This is a genomic window from Enterobacter sp. A8, assembly GCF_004296595.1.
In the GTDB taxonomy this organism is placed as follows: domain Bacteria; phylum Pseudomonadota; class Gammaproteobacteria; order Enterobacterales; family Enterobacteriaceae; genus Enterobacter; species Enterobacter cloacae.
On record NZ_SCMF01000002.1, the window covers coordinates 514,339 to 534,022 of the forward strand.

Annotated in this window: 21 protein-coding genes; 13 read left to right on the top strand and 8 right to left on the bottom strand. The window is 55.3% G+C overall.

What is annotated here, in order from left to right; all coding sequences use genetic code 11:
• Positions 1-419: 419 nt before the first annotated feature.
• A complete protein-coding gene (gene fimZ, locus EQV24_RS10510; RefSeq protein ID WP_013095936.1) occupies positions 420-1,052 on the top strand; it encodes a fimbria biosynthesis transcriptional regulator FimZ in 633 nt (210 codons plus the stop codon).
• Between the two features lie 51 nt (positions 1,053-1,103).
• Here fimZ and sfmF read toward each other — a convergent pair whose 3' ends face one another.
• From sfmF to fimA, 6 genes are all read right to left on the bottom strand, one after another.
• Complete coding sequence (gene sfmF, locus EQV24_RS10515) at positions 1,104-1,628, bottom strand: fimbria assembly protein (RefSeq protein ID WP_013095935.1); 525 nt, start codon at positions 1,626-1,628, stop codon at positions 1,104-1,106.
• A 9-nt stretch (positions 1,629-1,637) separates the two neighbouring features.
• Positions 1,638-2,642 carry a type 1 fimbria D-mannose specific adhesin FimH gene (fimH, locus tag EQV24_RS10520; protein ID WP_020685033.1) on the bottom strand — a complete coding sequence of 335 codons (1,005 nt, stop codon included), beginning with the start codon at positions 2,640-2,642 and terminating at the stop codon, positions 1,638-1,640.
• A 13-nt stretch (positions 2,643-2,655) separates the two neighbouring features.
• On the bottom strand, positions 2,656-5,220 hold the full coding sequence (locus EQV24_RS10525; RefSeq protein WP_013095933.1) for a fimbrial biogenesis usher protein: 2,565 nt from the start codon (positions 5,218-5,220) through the stop codon (positions 2,656-2,658).
• A gap of 14 nt (positions 5,221-5,234) precedes the next feature.
• Positions 5,235-5,927 carry a type 1 fimbria chaperone FimC gene (gene fimC, locus EQV24_RS10530; RefSeq protein WP_013095932.1) on the bottom strand — a complete coding sequence of 231 codons (693 nt, stop codon included), beginning with the start codon at positions 5,925-5,927 and terminating at the stop codon, positions 5,235-5,237.
• 34 nt (positions 5,928-5,961) lie between these two features.
• The gene (gene fimI, locus EQV24_RS10535) at positions 5,962-6,507 is read right to left on the bottom strand and encodes a type 1 fimbrial protein subunit FimI (RefSeq protein ID WP_013095931.1); all 546 of its coding nucleotides are present in this window, start codon (positions 6,505-6,507) and stop codon (positions 5,962-5,964) included.
• A gap of 68 nt (positions 6,508-6,575) precedes the next feature.
• Complete coding sequence (fimA, locus tag EQV24_RS10540; RefSeq protein WP_013095930.1) at positions 6,576-7,139, bottom strand: type 1 fimbrial major subunit FimA; 564 nt, start codon at positions 7,137-7,139, stop codon at positions 6,576-6,578.
• A gap of 311 nt (positions 7,140-7,450) precedes the next feature.
• Between fimA and folD the strand changes: the two genes are divergently transcribed.
• The 5 genes from folD (at position 7,451) to EQV24_RS10565 (ending at position 11,970) form a co-directional block, all read left to right on the top strand.
• On the top strand, positions 7,451-8,317 hold the full coding sequence (gene folD, locus EQV24_RS10545; RefSeq protein WP_130626553.1) for a bifunctional methylenetetrahydrofolate dehydrogenase/methenyltetrahydrofolate cyclohydrolase FolD: 867 nt from the start codon (positions 7,451-7,453) through the stop codon (positions 8,315-8,317).
• Between the two features lies 1 nt (position 8,318).
• On the top strand, positions 8,319-8,531 hold the full coding sequence (gene ybcJ, locus EQV24_RS10550; RefSeq protein WP_013095928.1) for a ribosome-associated protein YbcJ: 213 nt from the start codon (positions 8,319-8,321) through the stop codon (positions 8,529-8,531).
• Positions 8,532-8,768: 237 nt separating this feature from the next.
• Positions 8,769-10,268, top strand: a complete 1,500-nt coding sequence (locus EQV24_RS10555; protein ID WP_014830936.1) for a PTS transporter subunit EIIC — start codon at positions 8,769-8,771, stop codon at positions 10,266-10,268.
• 83 nt (positions 10,269-10,351) lie between these two features.
• Positions 10,352-11,368 carry a Mal regulon transcriptional regulator MalI gene (gene malI / locus EQV24_RS10560; protein WP_020685029.1) on the top strand — a complete coding sequence of 339 codons (1,017 nt, stop codon included), beginning with the start codon at positions 10,352-10,354 and terminating at the stop codon, positions 11,366-11,368.
• 74 nt (positions 11,369-11,442) lie between these two features.
• Positions 11,443-11,970, top strand: a complete 528-nt coding sequence (locus tag EQV24_RS10565) for a metal-dependent hydrolase (RefSeq protein ID WP_057071960.1) — start codon at positions 11,443-11,445, stop codon at positions 11,968-11,970.
• 89 nt (positions 11,971-12,059) lie between these two features.
• On the opposite strand, the gene cysS is transcribed toward EQV24_RS10565, so the two are convergent.
• On the bottom strand, positions 12,060-13,445 hold the full coding sequence (gene cysS / locus EQV24_RS10570) for a cysteine--tRNA ligase (protein WP_020685027.1): 1,386 nt from the start codon (positions 13,443-13,445) through the stop codon (positions 12,060-12,062).
• A gap of 174 nt (positions 13,446-13,619) precedes the next feature.
• Here cysS and ppiB point away from each other — a divergent pair, with 174 nt between their 5' ends.
• From ppiB to mnmH, 7 genes are all read left to right on the top strand, one after another.
• Positions 13,620-14,114 carry a peptidylprolyl isomerase B gene (gene ppiB / locus EQV24_RS10575; RefSeq protein ID WP_130626554.1) on the top strand — a complete coding sequence of 165 codons (495 nt, stop codon included), beginning with the start codon at positions 13,620-13,622 and terminating at the stop codon, positions 14,112-14,114.
• Between the two features lie 3 nt (positions 14,115-14,117).
• A complete protein-coding gene (gene lpxH, locus EQV24_RS10580; RefSeq protein ID WP_130626555.1) occupies positions 14,118-14,840 on the top strand; it encodes a UDP-2,3-diacylglucosamine diphosphatase in 723 nt (240 codons plus the stop codon).
• Positions 14,841-14,980: 140 nt separating this feature from the next.
• Positions 14,981-15,190 carry a YdgH/BhsA/McbA-like domain containing protein gene (locus EQV24_RS10585; RefSeq protein WP_013095921.1) on the top strand — a complete coding sequence of 70 codons (210 nt, stop codon included), beginning with the start codon at positions 14,981-14,983 and terminating at the stop codon, positions 15,188-15,190.
• A 65-nt stretch (positions 15,191-15,255) separates the two neighbouring features.
• On the top strand, positions 15,256-15,441 hold the full coding sequence (locus EQV24_RS10590; RefSeq protein ID WP_020685024.1) for a hypothetical protein: 186 nt from the start codon (positions 15,256-15,258) through the stop codon (positions 15,439-15,441).
• Between the two features lie 161 nt (positions 15,442-15,602).
• Positions 15,603-16,112, top strand: coding sequence for a 5-(carboxyamino)imidazole ribonucleotide mutase (purE, locus tag EQV24_RS10595; protein WP_013095919.1), 510 nt, complete (start codon positions 15,603-15,605; stop codon positions 16,110-16,112).
• Complete coding sequence (gene purK / locus EQV24_RS10600) at positions 16,109-17,176, top strand: 5-(carboxyamino)imidazole ribonucleotide synthase (protein WP_013095918.1); 1,068 nt, start codon at positions 16,109-16,111, stop codon at positions 17,174-17,176. Before purE ends, purK begins: the two co-directional genes overlap by 4 nt.
• 95 nt (positions 17,177-17,271) lie before the next feature.
• A complete protein-coding gene (gene mnmH, locus EQV24_RS10605) occupies positions 17,272-18,342 on the top strand; it encodes a tRNA 2-selenouridine(34) synthase MnmH (protein WP_130626556.1) in 1,071 nt (356 codons plus the stop codon).
• A 123-nt stretch (positions 18,343-18,465) separates the two neighbouring features.
• Here mnmH and EQV24_RS10610 read toward each other — a convergent pair whose 3' ends face one another.
• Positions 18,466-19,611: a porin gene (locus tag EQV24_RS10610; protein ID WP_130626557.1), complete on the bottom strand. Its 1,146-nt coding sequence runs from the start codon at positions 19,609-19,611 to the stop codon at positions 18,466-18,468.
• Positions 19,612-19,684: the final 73 nt, after the last annotated feature.

The window sequence follows — 19,684 nt, forward strand, 5'->3', positions numbered from 1 at the left end:
ATTTCATTAACAACTTTGCAACATATAGTGGTATCTGTTATTTTTTGTTATTACATAAAGATGAAAAGATGCGGTAAATGGAATAACAGGACATTTCCGCTAAATTTAAAAAAATAGCCATTCAGATCCAGAAGATAATACAAATCAATAATCATGAATTAATCTGCAGGCTTTTCGGAGAAAACTTACACGGTATAATAAGACGCGTACCAATTATGAATAAGAAAAACCTTTTTGCCGCCACCAGCCAAATGAGATGACCGCGCTGAGGCAATGACATTACCACTACGTTAACAAGGATGCTTTCGCTCTTTCCAGGGAAATACCACCCTATAAGGATCTGCAAATTTATCCTTCCGGCATTTCGAGAGTTTGAACCAAACTCAGCATAACGCTTTTAACAATCTGAGGCATAAAAAATGAAACCGGCATCCGTTATCATTATGGACGAACATCCTATCGTCAGAATGTCGATAGAAGTCCTGCTACAGAAAAATAAAAATATCACAGTCAAACTGAAGTCTGGCGACAGCCATGAAGTTCTCGACTGTATCCGCAATCACGCCATCGATCTGGTGATCCTGGACATTGAACTTACGGGCACCGATGGCTTCGCTTTATTGAAAAGAATCAGAAACTTAAACAAAGACATAAAGGTCCTGTTCCTCTCTTCCAAATCGGAGTCCTTTTACGCGGGCCGCGCCATCCGCGCCGGGGCAAATGGGTTTGTCAGTAAACGAAAAGATTTAGGTGAGATCTACAACGCCGTGGAAATGATTCTGATGGGCTATTCTTTTTTCCCGTCGGAAACGTTGAACTTTATTAATCATCTGGGCTCAGGGAAAGGGATGGCATCCGATATGCCATTATCGAACCGTGAGGTCACCGTACTGCGGTATCTGGCGAATGGCTTATCGAATAAGGAAATTGCCGAACAGCTGCTATTAAGCAACAAAACCATTAGCGCGCACAAATCCAATATTTATTCCAAGCTCGGTGTGCAAAGCATTGTGGAATTAATTGATTACGCCAAGGCACACGAGCTGCTATAACCTGAATTCACTCCCTGCAGTTTATCTGAGTTGCAGGGAGTGCGGTCAGCGCTAATTATAATTAATCATAAATGTGGCATCCGCATCGGCGCGTCCGGGCCGGGGGTTATCCGCTGTGGCAATATAATTAGCATAAAATGACAACACGGCATTACCCTGCGCATCTACCGCCACCGGCTGGCTGGCCTGCTGTAACGCAAGACGTGTTTTATCCGCATCCCTGATCTCCACCGCGACGTTATTCGCCGTACTGGCGTCATTCAACGCCAGCAATCCGCTGTCACTCCCGTCAGTTTTCCCGGAAAACGTAATTGATGCCGAGCCTGGCGGACAGCCTGTCAGCTTCAGCGTGAAGGGCATGGGCTGCGTGCGGCTCCCCGTGGTGCTGAGCTGCTTCGTCGGCCAGGTGCCCAGAGTGACGGTCTTGTCACTGTCGCTGCCCTCTGCCACGCAGGTAAAATCAACGATATTGCCGTACATCTGAATATTGATCTCGCCCAGCGCTGTGGCTGACCACGCGTTTGCCTGACACATCGTCAGGGCCAGCGCAGCGAAAGGCCATTTCCAGTTCCCCATCTCTTCCCCTTAATCGTAATCCACGCGCAGATAGCCGCGAGAGGTGAACCGGCCTTCTGCTGGCTTATTCCCCGTAATGCTCACCGGCCAGACCCGGATCCCCACCTGCGCCTGCGCGCTGTCATCCAGACGGAACGGAATTTTGCTGTTCAGGTTGTTAGGCGTCAGAGGCGTACCGCTATCGTTCGCCACGACAAACCCTAAATCCGGGTTATCGGAAACCAGCGCATTGCCCGAGATTTTTTCCGCCTCGATGCGCATCGTCAGATACGCATTGGCCTCCACATTGGTGCACTTAATGGCAATGGTTTTGCTTTGTGGTGAGACGTTCTGAGGACGATTGCCGGCCCCCGCCTGGCTGAACAACGACGCGCCAATATCACCAAAATCAAACTCCACCACCTGCCCGGCGTTAATCGCACAGCTTTGTGGTACCTGAATGGTGCCGCTGTAGCTGATGGTATAGACCGGCGTATTCAGCGGATCGGATGACGTGGTGGTGACATAGACGGTGAACATGGTCTGCTGGGGGATCACCACCATGTTGATAAACCGCCGTGTGACCCGCAGACGAAAGACCAGCTTCGAATCGGTGACAGGAAACGCTTTGTTGTTCGGAACGTTAGGGTGCTGCCCCATCTGAATGTAGTCTGACGGTGGATAGAAGGTGCCCGCGTAGTCATCGTGGATCTGCATTGCGCCATCAAGGTAGTCATTCAGCTTCACATACTTATAGCCATCAATTACCGTCGTTATCGGCAGGCTGGTGACATAACTACGCATCGTGGACTTTCCGGTTGTTCCTTTAGGGCAAATGGCGTTCACGCCCACCAGCCCGGATTTTTGCGCAAGGGTCACAATCTGCCCCGGTTTGTTATTGGAGCTGTTAAAGACGTTTGAAAGATCGTATGAGATATCCTTCGGCACACCCGTGGCGTTCTGGCAAACCGTCGCCCACGCGGGCATCGTGCTGCAGAGCAGCGCTAAGCTAAACACATTGCGTAAACTGCGCATCTTTGGGTTCCTGTTAACGGTCACAGCTTGCCCCCGCCATGGTAATGGCCTGGTTTTGGCTTTCAGGCGATAAACGATAGTGCGCACGACACTGGGACTGCATCCCATTGCCCCACTGAATAAGCAGCTCCCCTTCCAGCGGCAGCCCGCTCAGGTAAATCTGCCCGTCATCGCCCACCATACTGGTGACCCCGCTCTGGGTTTCACGGACCACGGCACCAAACGGCACAGGCTGGTTGCCGCGGGTCACGGTCAGCAGGGCACGCACGCCGATACGGGTATCGAAGCTGGCGCGCACCAGCGCACCTTTGGTCGGTACTACGCTGCTGACGTTATTTTCGATGTCGGTGTTGTTACTCATGGAGTTGGTATCCAGCGCCACGCGGTTATAGCGGTAGACGGTGGCATACGGCATGACCGCGTAGCCTCGCCAGTCGGTTTTCACCCCGGTCTGGTTTTCCACGCTGACGCCCGAGGCTCCCGGCGCTTTGATCAGGACGTTAGTGTCGCCCAGCGGCTGGCTGAAGGTGACGCCGTCGGCATGGCCCACCACCCCACCGGAGAGCTGCCAGTTGAGATCGTGCTGATCGCGCGCGTAGTTGTAGCCCACCCCCAGCGTGCCGTAGGTCGCCTGCCAGTTTGCGCTGGCGCTACCGCTTGAGCCGTTGGTGCTGGTGTGCCCCTGCGTAACGCTGTAGTTCAGGTTGCGATCTTCCAGCAGGGTGCCGCTGACCCCGGTTTGCCAGCTGGTATCACCGTCGCTGTTGCGGCTGGCTGAGGCCGTGGCGTAAGCGCGGTCGATGGCGCTGTCCCGGCGATATCCCTGACGGGTAAAGAGGCTGAACGGCACCGAGACGTTAAAGGACGCGATCCGGTCCGTGCCCTCTATCCCGACGGACTTGTTCCACGACCATGACAGGGAGTAGTTGATCCCTTTTACACCTCCGGCATAGCCGAGCTGATACCAGAGGTTCGACTGGCTGGTGCCCCAGTAGGTCTGCTCGCTGCCGGAGACATAGACTGAGCCGTAATCACCCAGCGACTGAGAGATATTGAGCTGGAAGCGCCCTTTTTTGTTCCACGTCAGGTTGTGATAGCTCTGCACGTCCGGCACGCCGTCATCATCCTTGCTGTCGGCATACTGATAGCCTTCCATCGAACGCCAGGCCACATCATCCAGGGTGTAAAACCCTTTCGTGGAGTAGCGATAGCCCAGCAGCTGGAAGTTGGTGCCGAATCCGTTGAGTGATTTTGCATACAGGAAACGCAGGGACTGGCCTTCATGGCGGCTGTCATCCGCCAGCTGGCTGCGGGCATGGGTGATATCGACCGACACAGCCCCCCAGTCACCGAGGTTTTTCCCGGCGCCAATGGCCACCGCGGTATAGCGCGACGCCAGCTGCGTACCGCCGTAGAGCGTGTAACCATTGGCCAGACCGGTAATCAGCGTGCCCTGGGTGAAGAACGGCGTGTCCTGATCGCTGTTACCGCTGCGATAATCCCCGGCCACGAGGTCATACTTCCAGCGACCTTCACGCTGCAACAGCGGCACGGTGGAGTACGGCACGGTATAGCGTTGCTGACTGCCGTCTTTCTCTTCTACGGTCACTTCCAGATCGCCGCTTGAGGAGGTAGGGTTCAGATCGGTAATGGCAAACGCGCCAGGCTGGACATAGCTCTGGTAGATAACATAGCCGTTCTGGCGAACAACCACTTTGGCCGGGGTACGGGCGATACCGCGCACGGTTGGCGCATAGCCCTGCAGGCTGTCCGGGTACATGCTGTCGGACGAGAAAAGCCGCCCGCCGCGGAAACCGACGCTGTCAAAGACATCATTGCCGGTATTGCTGTCGCCCAGCACCAGCTCGCTTTTGAGCGGAATGACGGTGCGCTGCGCCCAGGTGCCAATGTTCTGCCAGTTACTGTGCCGCTGACCGTTGTTTTGCGTATAACGCCAGGCGCCGTTATTGCGTAAACGCCAGGCGCCATAGTTCAGCCCGCTCTGCAGGTTCAGATAGTAGCTGTCATCCTCGCTTCCCCGGTTGCCGGTAAAGCTGTAGTTCAACAGCGCGGCGGGGATCCCTTCATCCCACTGTTCAGGCGGGATATAGCCACGGGCGCTGTTCTGCATCGCCACCTGCGGCAGGCTGATATTCAGACGCTGCGAGGCGAAGTTAAATGCGACCAGACTGCCGGGGATCGCTGTCGCCAGCGGGACACAGGTGTCGTCCTGCACCTTTACCAGCTCGGGAAACGCGGCGAGGTTAACACCAAACCGTTCCAGCATTTTACGTGTGATGCACGGCGCCAGTCCGCCCGCCACCGGTGGCGTATCGTCGGCCTGCTCAAAGCGCACGTCCTGGGTCGCGATAAACTCATCGTTACGCCAGATATCCACGCGATACACGCCGGGTGCCTGCTGGTGACCTTGTTCAAAACGCGATAAATCCGCCACGCTGGCGGTATCGTCGGACAAAAAGGCCGGGTTAAAGTAGCTTTCGCTCCAGCCCGACTGCGGCCAGAGCGTTGCCATCAGCGCCAGTGCAACCGGGCAGTAACGCCATTGATGATTATTCATCGCCCTGACTCTGCTCACAGGTTGACGCTACGCGCCGGAGTAATGGCACCGTAGTCATTGACGCTCTGCCAGGAGAGCGTACCGCCCGCACCAGCCGGCAGCGCCTGCTGTGCCGAATTTTTTGGCGCAATCATGATGTTATCCAGCGTCTGTCCGCCCAGCTTCAGATTGACCAGCGTGATGTAATACGGTGAGGCGTTGCTGATCTTCAGATGCGAGCCAACGCGCTCAAAGCGCAGCTGAGAGAGCGCCTCTTCCGGCTGCATTGCCAGGTTATTCGGGCGCACAAACAGCTTGATACGCGACAGGATGGCCAGTTGCAGCACGTTGTTGTTTTCGGTTTTGGCTTTGTTCACTGACGGGATCGCTTTCACGTTCATGTAAAACAGCGATTCACGATCGGCAGGCAACGCAGGCCCGGCGTAAATAATGCGCAGCGTGTTTTCGCTGTCCGGCTCGCTGACAAACAGCGGTGGCGTGACGGCAAAGGTTTTTTCTTTTTGCCCGTTTGCGTTTTCGATCCACGCGTTAATTAAATAGCGTTCTTGCTTGTTACTGTTGGTGATCGCCAGTGAAGTTTGTTTAGCATCTGCCGGATAAATAACGCGCGTGGCTCCAAGTGCAATACCGCCGGACGCATTCGCGCTTGCAGAAACCATCATTAAAATAAACGATAAAATCAGTCCTGGTTTAATTAGGGTATTCATCAAAACCGTACCTTTAATAATGTGTTCGCAGGTGTTATGGATAAATCAACGTAAACCAGACATCCGACTGAATATTGCCTGGCACAAGGTGTTCGGAAATAGCCCGATATCGGGCGCTAAAATGAAACGCAAGCTCGCGGGTATCAATGGGCAGCCAGCTGACCGCCGTGGCGTTGGGGATAATCTGACGCTGCTGTTCGTCAAAGAGTGCCAGCCCCACCCCGCTGCTGATGGGTGTTTCACCGGGGCGCGATGTCGCCAGAAAAACCTGCGGGTCTTCCGCGGGCGTGATGCCCTGGAACTGGATCCCGACGGTGCGTGAGACATCCACGCTGCAATCCAGCAGCCGCACGGTAAAAGGCACATTTACGGTGGAAAAACTGCCCACCCCGGAAAACGAGTTGGTCCGGTATTGTCCCATATCGATGCGCATATTCTGGCTGTCCGGCGCCACGGCGCAGCCGCCGTTCACCAGTTCACCCCGGAGGTGTACTTTGCCGCCGTCAATCACCACCGTATGGGCGAATGCCTGGGAAGCCATCGCAAGGGTTAACAGCAGTAGTGTTCCTGTCCTTGTCATCCTTCGTTCCTGGCCTGAGCGTATGACGGGCCTCATCCCTGAGGCCAAAACATCCCTGTACGGAGGAATTATTCGTATTTCATAACGAATGTGGCGTCAGCGTTTGCCTGACCTGGTTCAGTGGTCGCAGCAGTGGCTTTATAACGCGCGCTGAAGTTCAGGGTGTTGGTGCCCTGGATCAGGTTCTGCGCAGCAGAGAAGGTGGCACCGTCTGGCGTCAGAACGCTGGATTTGCTGTCGAGGATCTCGATACCTACACCTTTCGCGGTGTTGTCGTTGCTACCTGAAGTCACTGCCAGCAGGGTTTTGTCAGTTGCGTCGATCTGACCGGTGAACGCCACAGCAGCCGTTTTCGCCACCAGCGGATCGCAATCGTTCAGTTCGATGGTGAATGGAATATTGGTGGTGGTATCACCCACTTTGGTGAATTTCGCGGTACGGTACTGACCGAGATTAACGGTCTGCTCGGAAGAATCGGTATTTACTGAACATGCAGCATTAACCAGTTCACCTTTAAAATGCACGGTACCGCCATTTACGGAAACTGGCGTAACCGGATCGGCAGCGTGAGCGGCACCCGCGACCAGGGCAAGTGAAGCAATAACAGTAGAAGCAATGTTGCTGAGTTTCATGTCTATTCCTTTAAAATGTAAATAACCCTTCCCGCGAATTATCGGGAATAAGAAATACGTTCAATTGAAAAAATTGAAAGCTTATTTCGGAGGAGACAAAGTAGCTCAGGAAACTATTTTTAAATATGTCAAAACGCTGCCATTTTACCAGGTCACATCCTAATCCCGCCTAAGAAATTGACCATCACCCGAGAAGGGTCTTTACGCCCGCCGGAGGAAAACTCGCAAAGGGTGACTGACAGCGGCGCTCGCTTCTGACAAAATACAGGCCATCCCCCCTTTCAAACGTTACAGACGGAATCTTCTCTCTGATGGCAGCAAAGATTATTGACGGTAAAACGATTGCGCAGCAGGTGCGCTCTGAGGTCGCGGAAAAAGTGAAGGCGCGTAAAGCGGCTGGTTTTCGCGCACCAGGGCTTGCCGTTGTGCTGGTTGGTAGCAACCCGGCATCGCAGATTTATGTCGGCAGCAAACGCAAAGCGTGTGAAGAGGTGGGGTTCGTCTCCCGCTCTTACGATTTGCCGGAAACCACCACCGAAGCAGAACTGCTGGAACTTATTGACACCCTGAATGCCGATAAAGCGATCGACGGTATTCTGGTCCAGCTGCCGCTGCCGGCAGGCATCGACAACGTGAAGGTACTGGAGCGTATCGCGCCGGATAAAGACGTGGACGGTTTCCACCCGTATAACGTTGGCCGTCTGTGCCAGCGCGCGCCGCGCCTGCGTCCCTGCACCCCACGCGGCATCGTGACGCTGCTGGAGCGTTATAACATCGACACCTACGGACTGAACGCCGTAGTGATTGGCGCCTCCAACATCGTGGGCCGTCCGATGAGCATGGAGCTGCTGCTGGCCGGTTGCACCACCACCGTGACCCACCGCTTCACCAAAAACCTGCGTCATCACGTCGAGAATGCCGATCTGCTGATCGTCGCGGTCGGTAAGCCGGGCTTCATTCCCGGGGAATGGATTAAGGAAGGGGCGATTGTCGTGGACGTCGGGATTAACCGTCTGGAAAACGGCAAAGTGGTTGGCGACGTGGTTTATGAAGATGCCGCAGCGCGTGCCTCTTACATCACCCCGGTACCGGGCGGCGTAGGCCCGATGACCGTAGCAACCCTGATTCAGAATACCTTGCAGGCATGCGAGGAGTATCACGACGTAGAGGACGCGTAACATGGCGACATTTTCATTAGGTAAACATCCACACGTTGAGCTGTGCGATCTGCTGAAGCTGGAAGGCTGGAGCGAGAGCGGTGCGCAGGCCAAGATTGCCATTGCCGACGGGCTGGTTTTCGTCGACGGCGTGGTAGAAACGCGTAAGCGCTGCAAGATTGTTGCCGGTCAGACCGTCAGCTTTGAAGGTCAGAGCGTGACCGTTACGGCCTGAGCCGTCTGATGCCCTCACCCTAACCCTCTCCCGGTCGGGAGAGGGGATAAAAAAATCCCCCCACACCCATCACGGTTAATTATCGATCAACTTCAAATAATCACTATTTCATCTGTTGAAAAGTGAAAATTGTGTTGCGCGTTTTTCACGCTTTGCCCACGATAAGTAGAACGTTCTACTAAAACGTTCTACTTACAATAACAGCGCCAAAAAAAGCGCTTCTCGGGGGAAATCAGCATGAGTCTGATATCAGGGTTTGTTAAATCGCTGTCTAAGTTATCGATGATTGGTCGCGCCTTAATGCTGCCAATTTCACTGCTTCCCGCTGCGGGCCTGCTGCTGGCCTTTGGCGATAAGTTTCACCTGCCGCTGATGATGAACGCGGGTGGGGTTATCTTTGATAACCTGCCCATGCTGTTTGCCATTGGCTCCGCCGTGGGTCTGGCATCGGAATCCGGCATTGCCGCACTGTCTGCCGCCGTCTCGGTGTTTGTTACCAATATCACCATCAGTACCGTGCTGAGCATTACGCCGGAAATGGCCTCTCAGGGCGGTAAATACGCTATGGTGGTCGGCATCCCGACGCTGCAGATGGGCGTCTTTGGCGGGCTTATCTGCGGTATTCTGGCGGCGTGGTGCTATAACCGTTTCCACACCATGCAGTTGCCGGAGTTCCTTGGCTTCTTCTCCGGCAAACGCTTTGTGGCGATTGCCACGGCGTTTCTCTCGTTCCTGCTCGGTCTGCTGCTGCCCTACGTCTGGCAACACATTCAGGCAGGCATCGACGCGCTCTCCGTGGTGGTGAACGGCGATAATCAGGCCGCCTCAACCTTTATCTTCGGTCTGGTCGAACGCGCCCTCATCCCGCTCGGTCTGCACCATATCTGGTATCCCTCTTTCTGGTATTCATTTGGTGATTACACCACTCAGGCGGGCCAGGTGATCCACGGCGACCAGACCATCTGGTTCAAGATGCTGGAAGAAGGTGTGAAATCCTTCAGCAGCGACACCTACCAGAACGCCGGTAAGTTCATGCAGGGTGAATTCCCGCTGATGCTGTTTGCCCTGCCTGCGGCGTGTCTGGCGATGTATCATGAAGCGCATACCAAAAATAAAAAAATCGCGGCCGGTATTCTGTTCTCTGCGGCACTCACCTGCTTCCTGACGGGGATCACCGAGCCGGTGGAGTTCACTTTCATCTTCGTCGCGCCGATCCTCTACGTCTTTAACGCCATTATGGCGGGCCTGGCGTACATGACCATGTATCTGCTGCACGCCCATATCGCCAAGTCGTTCTCGGCAGGCTTTATCGATTATCTGTCGTTCGGGATCCTGCCGTCATTCAACGGCTATCAGACCAACTTCCTCAATGCCATTATCATTGGTATTCCGATGGGCCTGATTTATTACTTCACCTTCCGTTTCGTGATCCGTCGCTTTGACGTGAAAACGCCGGGCCGTACCGAAGTGACCGCCAGCGCGGATGATAAATCCGATTCTGAACTCGCCACCGAAATCATTACCCTGCTGGGCGGTGCACATAACATCGACTCCGTTGGCTCCTGTATCACCCGTCTGCGCCTGGAAGTGGCAAAAAGTGATGCAGTGGATAAAGATGGCCTGAACGGACTCGGCGCACGCGGCGTGGTCTTCGTGGGTGATAACGGAATTCAGGTGATTTTCGGTGCCAGAGCACAGTTTATCGCCCAGACCATGTCCACCATGATTGGCAAATAATAAGATGCCGGAACGACACGTCTCCTGTAGGCTGAGAGACGTGTCGTATCTGGCTGATAATCGGTAAATTTCAGGGAGCGGTTTTGAAGAAAGTCAGCATCATTGATGTCGCAAAGCACGCGGGGGTGTCGGTCTCTACCGTATCGCTGGTGCTGCGCCAGAAAGGGAAAATCTCCGAAGCAACGATCGAGAAGGTCAATGCCGCCATCACGACGCTGGGCTATGTTCATAACGTTGCCGCTGCTAACCTTCGCGCCAACACCTCCAACCTGATCGGCCTGATCCTGCGTGATTTTAGCGACAGCTTTTCCATCAAAGTCATGGCGAGTATCGTCCAGGAGCTGGAGAAGCAGGGCTATATGGTTTTTCTCGGCCAGCCGCTGAACGATCGGGAGCATTTAGAGCGCACCCTGCTCTCCTTTAAGCAACAGGGCGTGGCGGGCGTGATCTATCTCGCGTCGGATACGCGCTCCTCAACCCTGCCGGAGCAGATCCGCCAGTGCCCGCTGCCGCTGGTGGTGGTCTCGCAGTCTCTGCTGGATGAAAAATGCAACCTGGTGATGCGCGATAACCGCCAGGCGGCAAACCTGGCCGCGCGCTATCTTATCGAGCGCGGGCACCGCAACATCGCCTACATTGGCGGACGGGAAGGCTGCCTTATTCGCGAACAACGCCTGCTTGGATTTCGCAGCGCAATGACCCAGAACGGGCTGGTGTGGCGCGATGAAAGCTCCCCGGCCTGCAGCGATGACACGCAAGCCGCCGCAATGGCGACCCGCCAGCTGCTTGAGAAAAACAACACCATCACCGCCCTGCTCTGTCATTCACCGGATGCGATGATCGGCTGCATTAGCGGCATTCATCAGGTGGGCCGTACCGTGGGAAAAGACGTGTTTCTGACGCAGCAGGTCGCGCTGGTGGGCTTTGAAGATATGCTGCACGTCAACCTGACCTCGCCGTCGTTTACCTATGTCTCCTCCGCCAGTGACGAGACAGGCCGCCAGGCGGCGGGTCTTATCATCCGTAAGCTGAAAGAGCCAGAGCTGCAGACGCAGCGCATTACCCTCTCCGGCCAGCTTATCGCGCGGGAATCGGCGTAAAAATCGGAATTTAGCACAGGTCAGTTCCAGCGAAATCGCTGCTATATTCCCATGATTTGTCATGGAAAATTACGATGCCTACTGTTATCACTCACGCTGCTGTTCCGCTTTGCCTGGGCTTAGGCCTGGGAACCCGGGTTATTCCTCCCCGCCTGCTTTTCGCCGGTGTCGTGCTCGCGATGCTGCCCGATGCCGACGTGCTGGCGTTTAAGTTCGGCGTTGCTTACGGCAATGTTTTCGGTCATCGCGGCTTTACCCATTCACTGCTGTTTGCCTTCGTGGTGCCGATACTCTGCGTACTGGTCGGGCGACAATGGTTCAGGGCAAGTTTGACGCGCTGCTGGCTGTTTTTAACCGTGTCGCTGCTGTCGCACAGCCTGCTCGATTCCGTCACCACCGGCGGCAAGGGCGTCGGCTGGCTGTGGCCGTGGTCAGATGAACGGTTCTTTGCGCCGTGGCAGGTGATTAAGGTCGCCCCGTTTGCCCTGTCGCGCTATACCACGCCGTACGGGCATCAGGTGATTATCTCTGAACTGCTGTGGGTGTGGCTGCCGGGAGTGGTGCTGATGGGGTTGTTGTGGTGGCGAAAGCGTGCACGCTGATGCCCTCACCCCGGCCCTCTCCCACAGGGAGAGGGAGAACACCTAACAATCCCCTCTCCCTGTGGGAGAGGGTTAGGGTGAGGGGAAAATTACTTACGGCGCCAGGTGGTCCCTTGTGGGCCATCTTCCAGGATGATCCCCATCTCGGTCAGGCGATTGCGCGCCGCATCCGCTGCCGCCCAGTCTTTCGCCTGACGGGCTTCCAGACGCGCGTTAATCAGCGCTTCAATCTCTGCCACTTCGCCGTCATCCGCCTGCGCACCGCTCTGCAGGAAAGCATCCGGCTCCTGCTCCAGCAGGCCAAGCACGGAAGAGAGTTTACGCAGGTGAGAAGCCAGCGCATTCGCCGCCGCCATATCTTCTGACTTCAGGCGGTTGACTTCACGCGCCATATCGAACAGCACCGAGTAGGCTTCCGGGGTGTTGAAATCATCGTTCATCACCTCAACAAAGCGGGCCTCAAACGCCTCGCCGCCCGCGGCCTCCACGGACTTGTCGGTACCGCGCAACGCAGTGTACAGACGCTCCAGCGCAGAGCGTGCCTGTTTCAGGTTCTCTTCACTGTAGTTCAGCTGGCTGCGGTAGTGGCCTGACATCAGGAAGTAACGTACGGTTTCCGCATCGTAATACTTCAGCACGTCACGCACGGTGAAGAAGTTGCCCAGCGATTTAGACATCTTCTCGCGGTCAACCATCACCATCCCGGAGTGCATCCAGTAGTTCACATACTCGCCGCCGTGCGCACAGGTGGACTGCGCGATTTCGTTTTCGTGGTGCGGGAACATGAGGTCTGAACCGCCGCCGTGAATGTCAAAATGTTTGCCCAGCTGTTTGCAGTTCATCGCCGAGCACTCAATGTGCCAGCCCGGACGCCCTTCTCCCCATGGAGATGGCCAGCTTGGTTCGCCCTCTTTGGACATCTTCCACAGCACGAAGTCCATTGGGTTACGCTTCACGTCAACCACGTCAACGCGGGCGCCAGCCTGCAGTTGGTCAAGATCCTGACGGGAAAGCGAGCCGTAGGTAGGATCGGTTGGCACTGAGAACATCACGTCGCCATTGTCCGCAACGTACGCGTGGCCGCGTTCGATCAGCTTTTCCGTGATCTCGATAATTTCGTGAATATGGTGGGTCGCACGCGGCTCGCTATCCGGGCGCAAAATGTTTAACGCGTCGAAATCCTTGTGCATCTCAACGATCATACGATCCACCAGCGCGACAAAGCTTTCGCCATTTTCATTAGCGCGCTTGATGATTTTGTCGTCAATATCGGTGATGTTACGCACGTACTTCAGGTTATACCCGAGGAAACGCAGGTAACGCGACACGACATCGAATGCGACAAAGGTACGGCCATGGCCGATATGACAGAGATCGTAAACCGTAATACCACACACGTACATGCCGACTTCCCCGGCATGGATAGGTTTAAATTCCTCTTTCTGGCGCGTCATTGTATTAAAGATTTTTAACATCGAAGATTCCATGTAAACACGTGTGTGGACGAAAACCGGGTATTCTACCCGTAATTCAAACCCGAAGCAGCACACAATGCAAGGTGATCGCATCCTGTGGTTATGCTATAACAGGCCCCTATATCTGACCCGAACGCGGGTCGACGTACCACAATAACGGAACAGGATGCAAAAATGGTTACTTTCCACACTAATCATGGCGATATCGTAATCAAAACCTTTGATGACAAAGCGCCTGAAACAGTTAAAAACTTCCTGGACTATTGCCGCGAAGGTTTCTACAACAACACCATTTTCCACCGTGTGATCAACGGCTTTATGATCCAGGGCGGCGGTTTTGAACCGGGTATGAAGCAGAAAGATACAAAAGAAGCGATCAAAAACGAAGCCAATAACGGCCTGAAAAACACCCGCGGCACGCTGGCGATGGCGCGTACTCAGGCACCTCACTCTGCCACCGCGCAGTTCTTCATCAACGTGGCTGACAACGACTTCCTGAACTTCTCCGGCGAAAGCCTGCAGGGTTGGGGCTACTGCGTATTCGCAGAAGTGGTTGAAGGCATGGACGTGGTCGACAAGATCAAAGCCGTTTCCACCGGCCGCAGCGGCATGCACCAGGACGTTCCAAAAGAAGACGTTGTGATTACCAGCGTGACCGTCAGCGAGTAATTCGTGGCGACACTCTTTATTGCAGATTTGCACCTGCAAACAGAAGAACCGGCGATCACCGCCGGTTTTCTGCGTTTTTTAGCGGGTGAAGCCAGACACGCCGACGCGCTTTACATCCTTGGCGACCTGTTTGAAGCCTGGATCGGCGACGACGACCCCAACCCGCTGCACCGTGAAATGGCTGCCGCCATTCACGCGCTGGTCACCTCCGGCGTTCCCTGCTATTTCATTCACGGCAACCGCGATTTTCTGGTCGGCCCTCGCTACGCCCGCGAAAGCGGCATGACGCTGCTGCCAGAAGAACAGGTGCTTGACCTCTATGGTCGAAAAGTCCTGATCATGCACGGTGACACGCTCTGTACGGACGATACCGGCTATCAGGCGTTTCGCGCGAAGGTCCACACCCCGTGGATCCAAAAGGTGTTCCTTGCCCTGCCGCTGTTTATCCGGAACCGTATCGCCGCCAGAATGCGCGCGGGCAGTAAAGCCGCCAACAACAGCAAGTCGATGACCATCATGGACGTCAACCCGCAGGCAGTGGTCAACATGATGGAGAAACACCACGTCCAGTGGTTGATCCACGGTCATACCCACCGTCCCGACGTGCATACGTTGGTCGCGAACGGCGAACCGGCTCACCGTGTGGTACTGGGCGCGTGGCACAGCGAAGGATCGATGGTGAAAGTCACGCCTGAAGGTGTGGAACTGATCGCTTTCCCGTTTTAATTTCTCCCGCAAAAATCATTCTATTTTTTTGAACGATATCGGCAAATTGTTTCGATTTTAATCAGCCCGTGGTCGGCCTATCATTTATCACATCAGGGCAACACGCCCTATCCCAAACAAAACACTTAAGGATTACGACCATGAAATCTATCAAAACTTTCGTTGCAGTTGCCGCTCTGTCTCTGATCTCTTTCGGTTCTTTCGCACAAAGCGTTAGCGCGACAGCCTCAACCCTGGATCGTGCAGAAGCGAAAATTGCCGCTCAGGCTGCTGAACAGGGCGCGTCTTACAAAATCACCAGCGCACAGTTCAATAACCGCGTGCACATGACTGCAGAACTGACTAAATAAGATCGCCGTTTGCCGTGCCGCCAGTAGATCCGCGACAGCGACAAGACGATGAGGAAGGAAAGAGAATGAAAAAAATCAGCATCGTAAGTGCCCTGCTGCTGGCCGCTGGACTGTCCGCTGGCGCGATAGCAGCAGAGAATGGCTTCTGTGTACCGGAAGCCGGCTCGAATATCGACACCAGCATGGTGAATCATATTGATGTCAGCCACGCATTCGACAAAGAGAACCTGACCGCAGGGGATCTTCAGTAACCTCTCAAAACAGACCGCCTGAATGCGGTCTATTTTGTTATTCCCTGTGCACCACAACGGCTCGGTTTTTAACCGCGCAACCGTTTTCCTTGCCCGTATTACATGCTATTCTCTGTGCCCTCGAAAGCAGTGTGTTTCGCACCACAGGAGTTTTAAGACGCATGTCTTCCCGCAATAATCCGGCGCGTGTCGCCATCGTGATGGGGTCCAAAAGCGACTGGGCTACCATGCAGTTCGCCGCCGAAATCTTTGAAATCCTGAATGTTCCTCACCACGTTGAAGTGGTTTCCGCACACCGCACGCCGGATAAACTGTTCAGCTTTGCCGAAAGCGCGCAAGAGAACGGTTACGAGGTGATCATTGCTGGTGCGGGTGGCGCAGCACATCTGCCGGGCATGATTGCCGCCAAAACGCTGGTGCCGGTACTGGGTGTTCCGGTGCAGAGCGCCGCACTGAGCGGTGTCGACAGCCTTTACTCCATCGTGCAGATGCCGCGTGGTATTCCTGTGGGTACGCTGGCCATCGGCAAAGCGGGCGCGGCAAACGCGGCTCTGCTGGCGGCGCAGATCCTGGCGACGCACGATAAAGCCTTACATCAGCGTCTGGCGGACTGGCGTAAAGCCCAGACCGACGAAGTGCTGGACAACCCGGACCCGCGGGGTGCGGCATGAAGCAGGTTTGCGTCCTCGGTAACGGTCAGTTAGGCCGCATGCTGCGCCAGGCCGGTGAACCACTGGGTATTGCCGTCTGGCCGGTCGGTCTGGATGCCGAACCCGAAGCCGTGCCGTTCCACCAGAGCGTCATTACCGCTGAGATTGAACGCTGGCCGGAAACCGCGCTGACCCGTGAACTGGCGCGCCATAACGCTTTTGTGAACCGCGACGTGTTCCCAATCATTGCTGACCGTCTGACGCAAAAACAGCTGTTCGACAAGCTCGGACTGGCGACCGCGCCGTGGCAGTTGCTGTCTGATAAAAGCGAGTGGAACGATGTCTTCGCTATGCTGGGCGAACTGGCGATTGTAAAGCGTCGCGTCGGCGGTTATGACGGCCGCGGACAGTGGCGTTTGCGCGCGCACGAAACCGCCGAACTGCCGGAAGAGTGCTACGGAGAGTGCATCGTTGAGCAGGGCATCAACTTCAGCGGTGAAGTGTCGCTGGTTGGCGCTCGCGGCCACGACGGGCGTACCGTATTTTATCCTCTGACCCATAACCTGCATCAGGACGGGATCTTACGCACCAGCGTCGCCTTCCCGCAGGCCAATGCTGAACAGCAGGCCCAGGCGGAAGAGATGCTCTCGGCCATTATGCATGAACTGGGTTATGTGGGCGTGATGGCGATGGAGTGTTTTGTAACGCCGTCTGGTCTGCTGATCAACGAACTGGCACCGCGCGTTCACAACAGCGGTCACTGGACGCAAAACGGCGCATCAATCAGCCAGTTTGAGCTGCACCTGCGCGCCATTACTGACCTGCCGCTGCCGCAGCCGGTGGTTAACAGCCCTTCAGTGATGATCAACCTGATCGGTACCGATCTGAACTACGACTGGCTGAAGCTGCCGCTGGTGCACCTGCACTGGTACGACAAAGAGGTTCGTCCGGGGCGTAAAGTGGGTCACCTGAACCTGAACGACAGCGACGCAGGCCGCCTGAGCGCTACCCTGGAAGCGATGATCCCTCTCCTGCCGCCGGAATACGCAAGCGGGATTGTCTGGGCGCAATCAAAGCTCAAATAAGCGATAATTGCCGGGGAGTTGATCTTCCCCTTCCCCGGCCTCTCCTCACGCGCGTAAAATCCCCCTCCATTGCTGTTTTGATTTCTGGAATAACCATGAACGATGGAACGGATTATCGCGCGATACTCGCGTCCGATACCCCTTTGATTGACGTTCGCGCGCCGATCGAATTTGCGCAGGGTGCGATGCCTGCGGCAATCAACCTGCCTTTAATGAACGACGACGAACGCGCCGCCGTGGGGACCTGCTACAAACGCCAGGGGCCCGACGCTGCGCTGGCGCTCGGCCATAGTCTGGTGAACGGCGACACGCGGGAGGCCCGGATCAACGCCTGGCGCGAAGCCTGTCTTGCCCGTCCTGAGGGCTTTATCTGCTGCGCGCGCGGCGGACAGCGCTCGCATATTACGCAGGCCTGGCTGAAAGAGGCGGGCGTGGATTACCCGCTGATCCGCGGCGGCTATAAAGCCCTGCGTCAGACGGCGATTCAGGTCACTATTGAGCAGTCACAAAAACCGATGGTGCTTATCGGCGGCTGTACCGGAAACGGTAAAACGTTGCTGGTGAAGCAGCACGCGCAGGGGATCGATCTGGAAGGGCTGGCCCACCATCGCGGCTCATCGTTTGGCCGCACGCTGACGCCACAGCTTTCCCAGGCAAGCTTTGAAAATCATCTGGCCGTCGAGCTGTTGAAAAAAGATGCCGCACGTTGGGTGCTGGAGGATGAGGGCAGGATGATTGGCTCTAACCATCTGCCGGAATGCCTGCGCGACCGGATGGCCGAAGCCCCTATCGTGGTGGTAGAGGATCCGTTTGACATTCGTCTTGAGCGCCTGCGCGAAGAGTATTTCGACCATATGTGGGCCGATTTTTCTGCCGCCTGCGGCGAAGAGGCAGGCTGGAAGGAGTATAGCGAGTATCTGCACCACGGCCTGTTCGCCATTCGCCGCCGTCTGGGCCTGCAGCGTTATGCGGAATTCACCGCGCTGTTAGATTCCGCGCTGCTGGAACAACAACGCTCTGGCAGCACTGACGCACATTTTAGCTGGCTTGCGCCGCTGCTCAGAGATTATTACGACCCGATGTACGGCTATCAGCTGGAGAAGAAAGCGGAGAAGATTGTGTATCGCGGGACGTATGGCGAGGTCGCTGACTGGCTTGATCGCTGAAAGAAAGCCGGGTGGCGAGGTAAAAGCAAAACGGCAACCTGGTTGCCGTTTTTAATGTTTGTACCCTCTCCCTGTGGGAGAGGGTCAGGGTGAGGGCATCAGACCGCACCCTGTGCTTCGACCTTAGAAGTCGTAACGCAGACGCACCAGGTTCATATCGCCCAGGTTGTCGGTGCTGGAGGTGAACACGTGTTCGTAATCCACACGGAAACCGTAGTCCAGCTGGAAGCTGATACCCACACCGTTGTCGATGCGCTGGTAGTTACGGCCGTTCACGTACTCGATACGGTCACCCATGAAGTATGGCTGGATGGATTTAACCGCATACTGATTGATTGGGAATTTGTACCCTGCGAAGTATTCGATACCCCATGCGTCACCGGCAAAGTAGTCGTTAACAGACACTTTTTTGGTGGTCAGGAAGTTCTGGTACCAGCCGCCGCCAGCAGAGAAGGTCCAGTTATCCGGTGTCCAGCTGAGCGCGGTACCGAGGATGTTCTGGTCATAGGTTTTGCTGTCGCCGTTGTCCGGGTTACGCATATCCGCACGGGTGTAGTTCCATGCCGCGCCCCAGGTCAGATCGGTGGTCAGGTGGTAATCGATACCCAGGGAACCGCCGCCTTTACGCTTGTAGCGCAGACCGTTGCCCGGCAGGTATTCGCTGTCTTCAAACAGGTAAGAGGCGTAGATATCAGCATCGCCAACGGTTTTCTTATATTTCAGCATATTGCGTGAACGATAAGAGCCATCGTAGTCGCCGTTGATACCGTTACCTGGTGCCTGACCGATCATGTCGTAGTCCCAGATATCGGTTTTCACGCCCACCACATCATAGTACACGCTGTTCTGTTGACCGAAGGTCAGCGTACCCCAGGTGTCGCTCTTCAGGCCGGTGTAGAGCATACGGCGCGTGGTGTCGTGAGCACCTTCAGCATAATGATGATCCCAGTTGAACTGGGCAGGGATATTCACACCCAGTTCGTAGTAGCTGATCCAGCTGATGTCGTCGAACAGATAGTAATCTGCCGCAAAACGGAAACGGGTGCCGCCGTCGAAGCCGTTACGTTTGTAGCTGTTTTTACCGTCGTCGCCCGTCATGTTCTGGAACTGAGGACGAATACTGCCGCCAACGGTAAAGTTCAGACGGCTCAGCGGGTTATCCGCCTGAGGATCTTGCTTAAGAACCGTGATTTCCGCCTGAGATGCGAAGGAGGTTAATGCCACTGCTGCGCCAATAGCTGTCGCCAGCGCGGTTGTTTTTATAGTCATTATTTTTCCTTAATAGACACGCTGCTAAATATTTAGCGTGTGAATATTAACTGGAAATAATCGGGCTGTGTGG

Bases quoted from the DNA above. Each gene is read 5' to 3' on its own strand.
- fimZ (WP_013095936.1), top strand. From the start codon at position 420: ATGAAACCGGCATCCGTTATCATTATGGACGAACATCCTATCGTCAGA.
- sfmF (WP_013095935.1), bottom strand. From the start codon at position 1,628: ATGGGGAACTGGAAATGGCCTTTCGCTGCGCTGGCCCTGACGATGTGT.
- fimH (WP_020685033.1), bottom strand. From the start codon at position 2,642: ATGCGCAGTTTACGCAATGTGTTTAGCTTAGCGCTGCTCTGCAGCACG.
- EQV24_RS10525 (WP_013095933.1), bottom strand. From the start codon at position 5,220: ATGAATAATCATCAATGGCGTTACTGCCCGGTTGCACTGGCGCTGATG.
- fimC (WP_013095932.1), bottom strand. From the start codon at position 5,927: ATGAATACCCTAATTAAACCAGGACTGATTTTATCGTTTATTTTAATG.
- fimI (WP_013095931.1), bottom strand. From the start codon at position 6,507: ATGACAAGGACAGGAACACTACTGCTGTTAACCCTTGCGATGGCTTCC.
- fimA (WP_013095930.1), bottom strand. From the start codon at position 7,139: ATGAAACTCAGCAACATTGCTTCTACTGTTATTGCTTCACTTGCCCTG.
- folD (WP_130626553.1), top strand. From the start codon at position 7,451: ATGGCAGCAAAGATTATTGACGGTAAAACGATTGCGCAGCAGGTGCGC.
- ybcJ (WP_013095928.1), top strand. From the start codon at position 8,319: ATGGCGACATTTTCATTAGGTAAACATCCACACGTTGAGCTGTGCGAT.
- EQV24_RS10555 (WP_014830936.1), top strand. From the start codon at position 8,769: ATGAGTCTGATATCAGGGTTTGTTAAATCGCTGTCTAAGTTATCGATG.
- EQV24_RS10565 (WP_057071960.1), top strand. From the start codon at position 11,443: ATGCCTACTGTTATCACTCACGCTGCTGTTCCGCTTTGCCTGGGCTTA.
- cysS (WP_020685027.1), bottom strand. From the start codon at position 13,445: ATGTTAAAAATCTTTAATACAATGACGCGCCAGAAAGAGGAATTTAAA.
- ppiB (WP_130626554.1), top strand. From the start codon at position 13,620: ATGGTTACTTTCCACACTAATCATGGCGATATCGTAATCAAAACCTTT.
- EQV24_RS10585 (WP_013095921.1), top strand. From the start codon at position 14,981: ATGAAATCTATCAAAACTTTCGTTGCAGTTGCCGCTCTGTCTCTGATC.
- EQV24_RS10590 (WP_020685024.1), top strand. From the start codon at position 15,256: ATGAAAAAAATCAGCATCGTAAGTGCCCTGCTGCTGGCCGCTGGACTG.
- purE (WP_013095919.1), top strand. From the start codon at position 15,603: ATGTCTTCCCGCAATAATCCGGCGCGTGTCGCCATCGTGATGGGGTCC.
- purK (WP_013095918.1), top strand. From the start codon at position 16,109: ATGAAGCAGGTTTGCGTCCTCGGTAACGGTCAGTTAGGCCGCATGCTG.
- mnmH (WP_130626556.1), top strand. From the start codon at position 17,272: ATGAACGATGGAACGGATTATCGCGCGATACTCGCGTCCGATACCCCT.
- EQV24_RS10610 (WP_130626557.1), bottom strand. From the start codon at position 19,611: ATGACTATAAAAACAACCGCGCTGGCGACAGCTATTGGCGCAGCAGTG.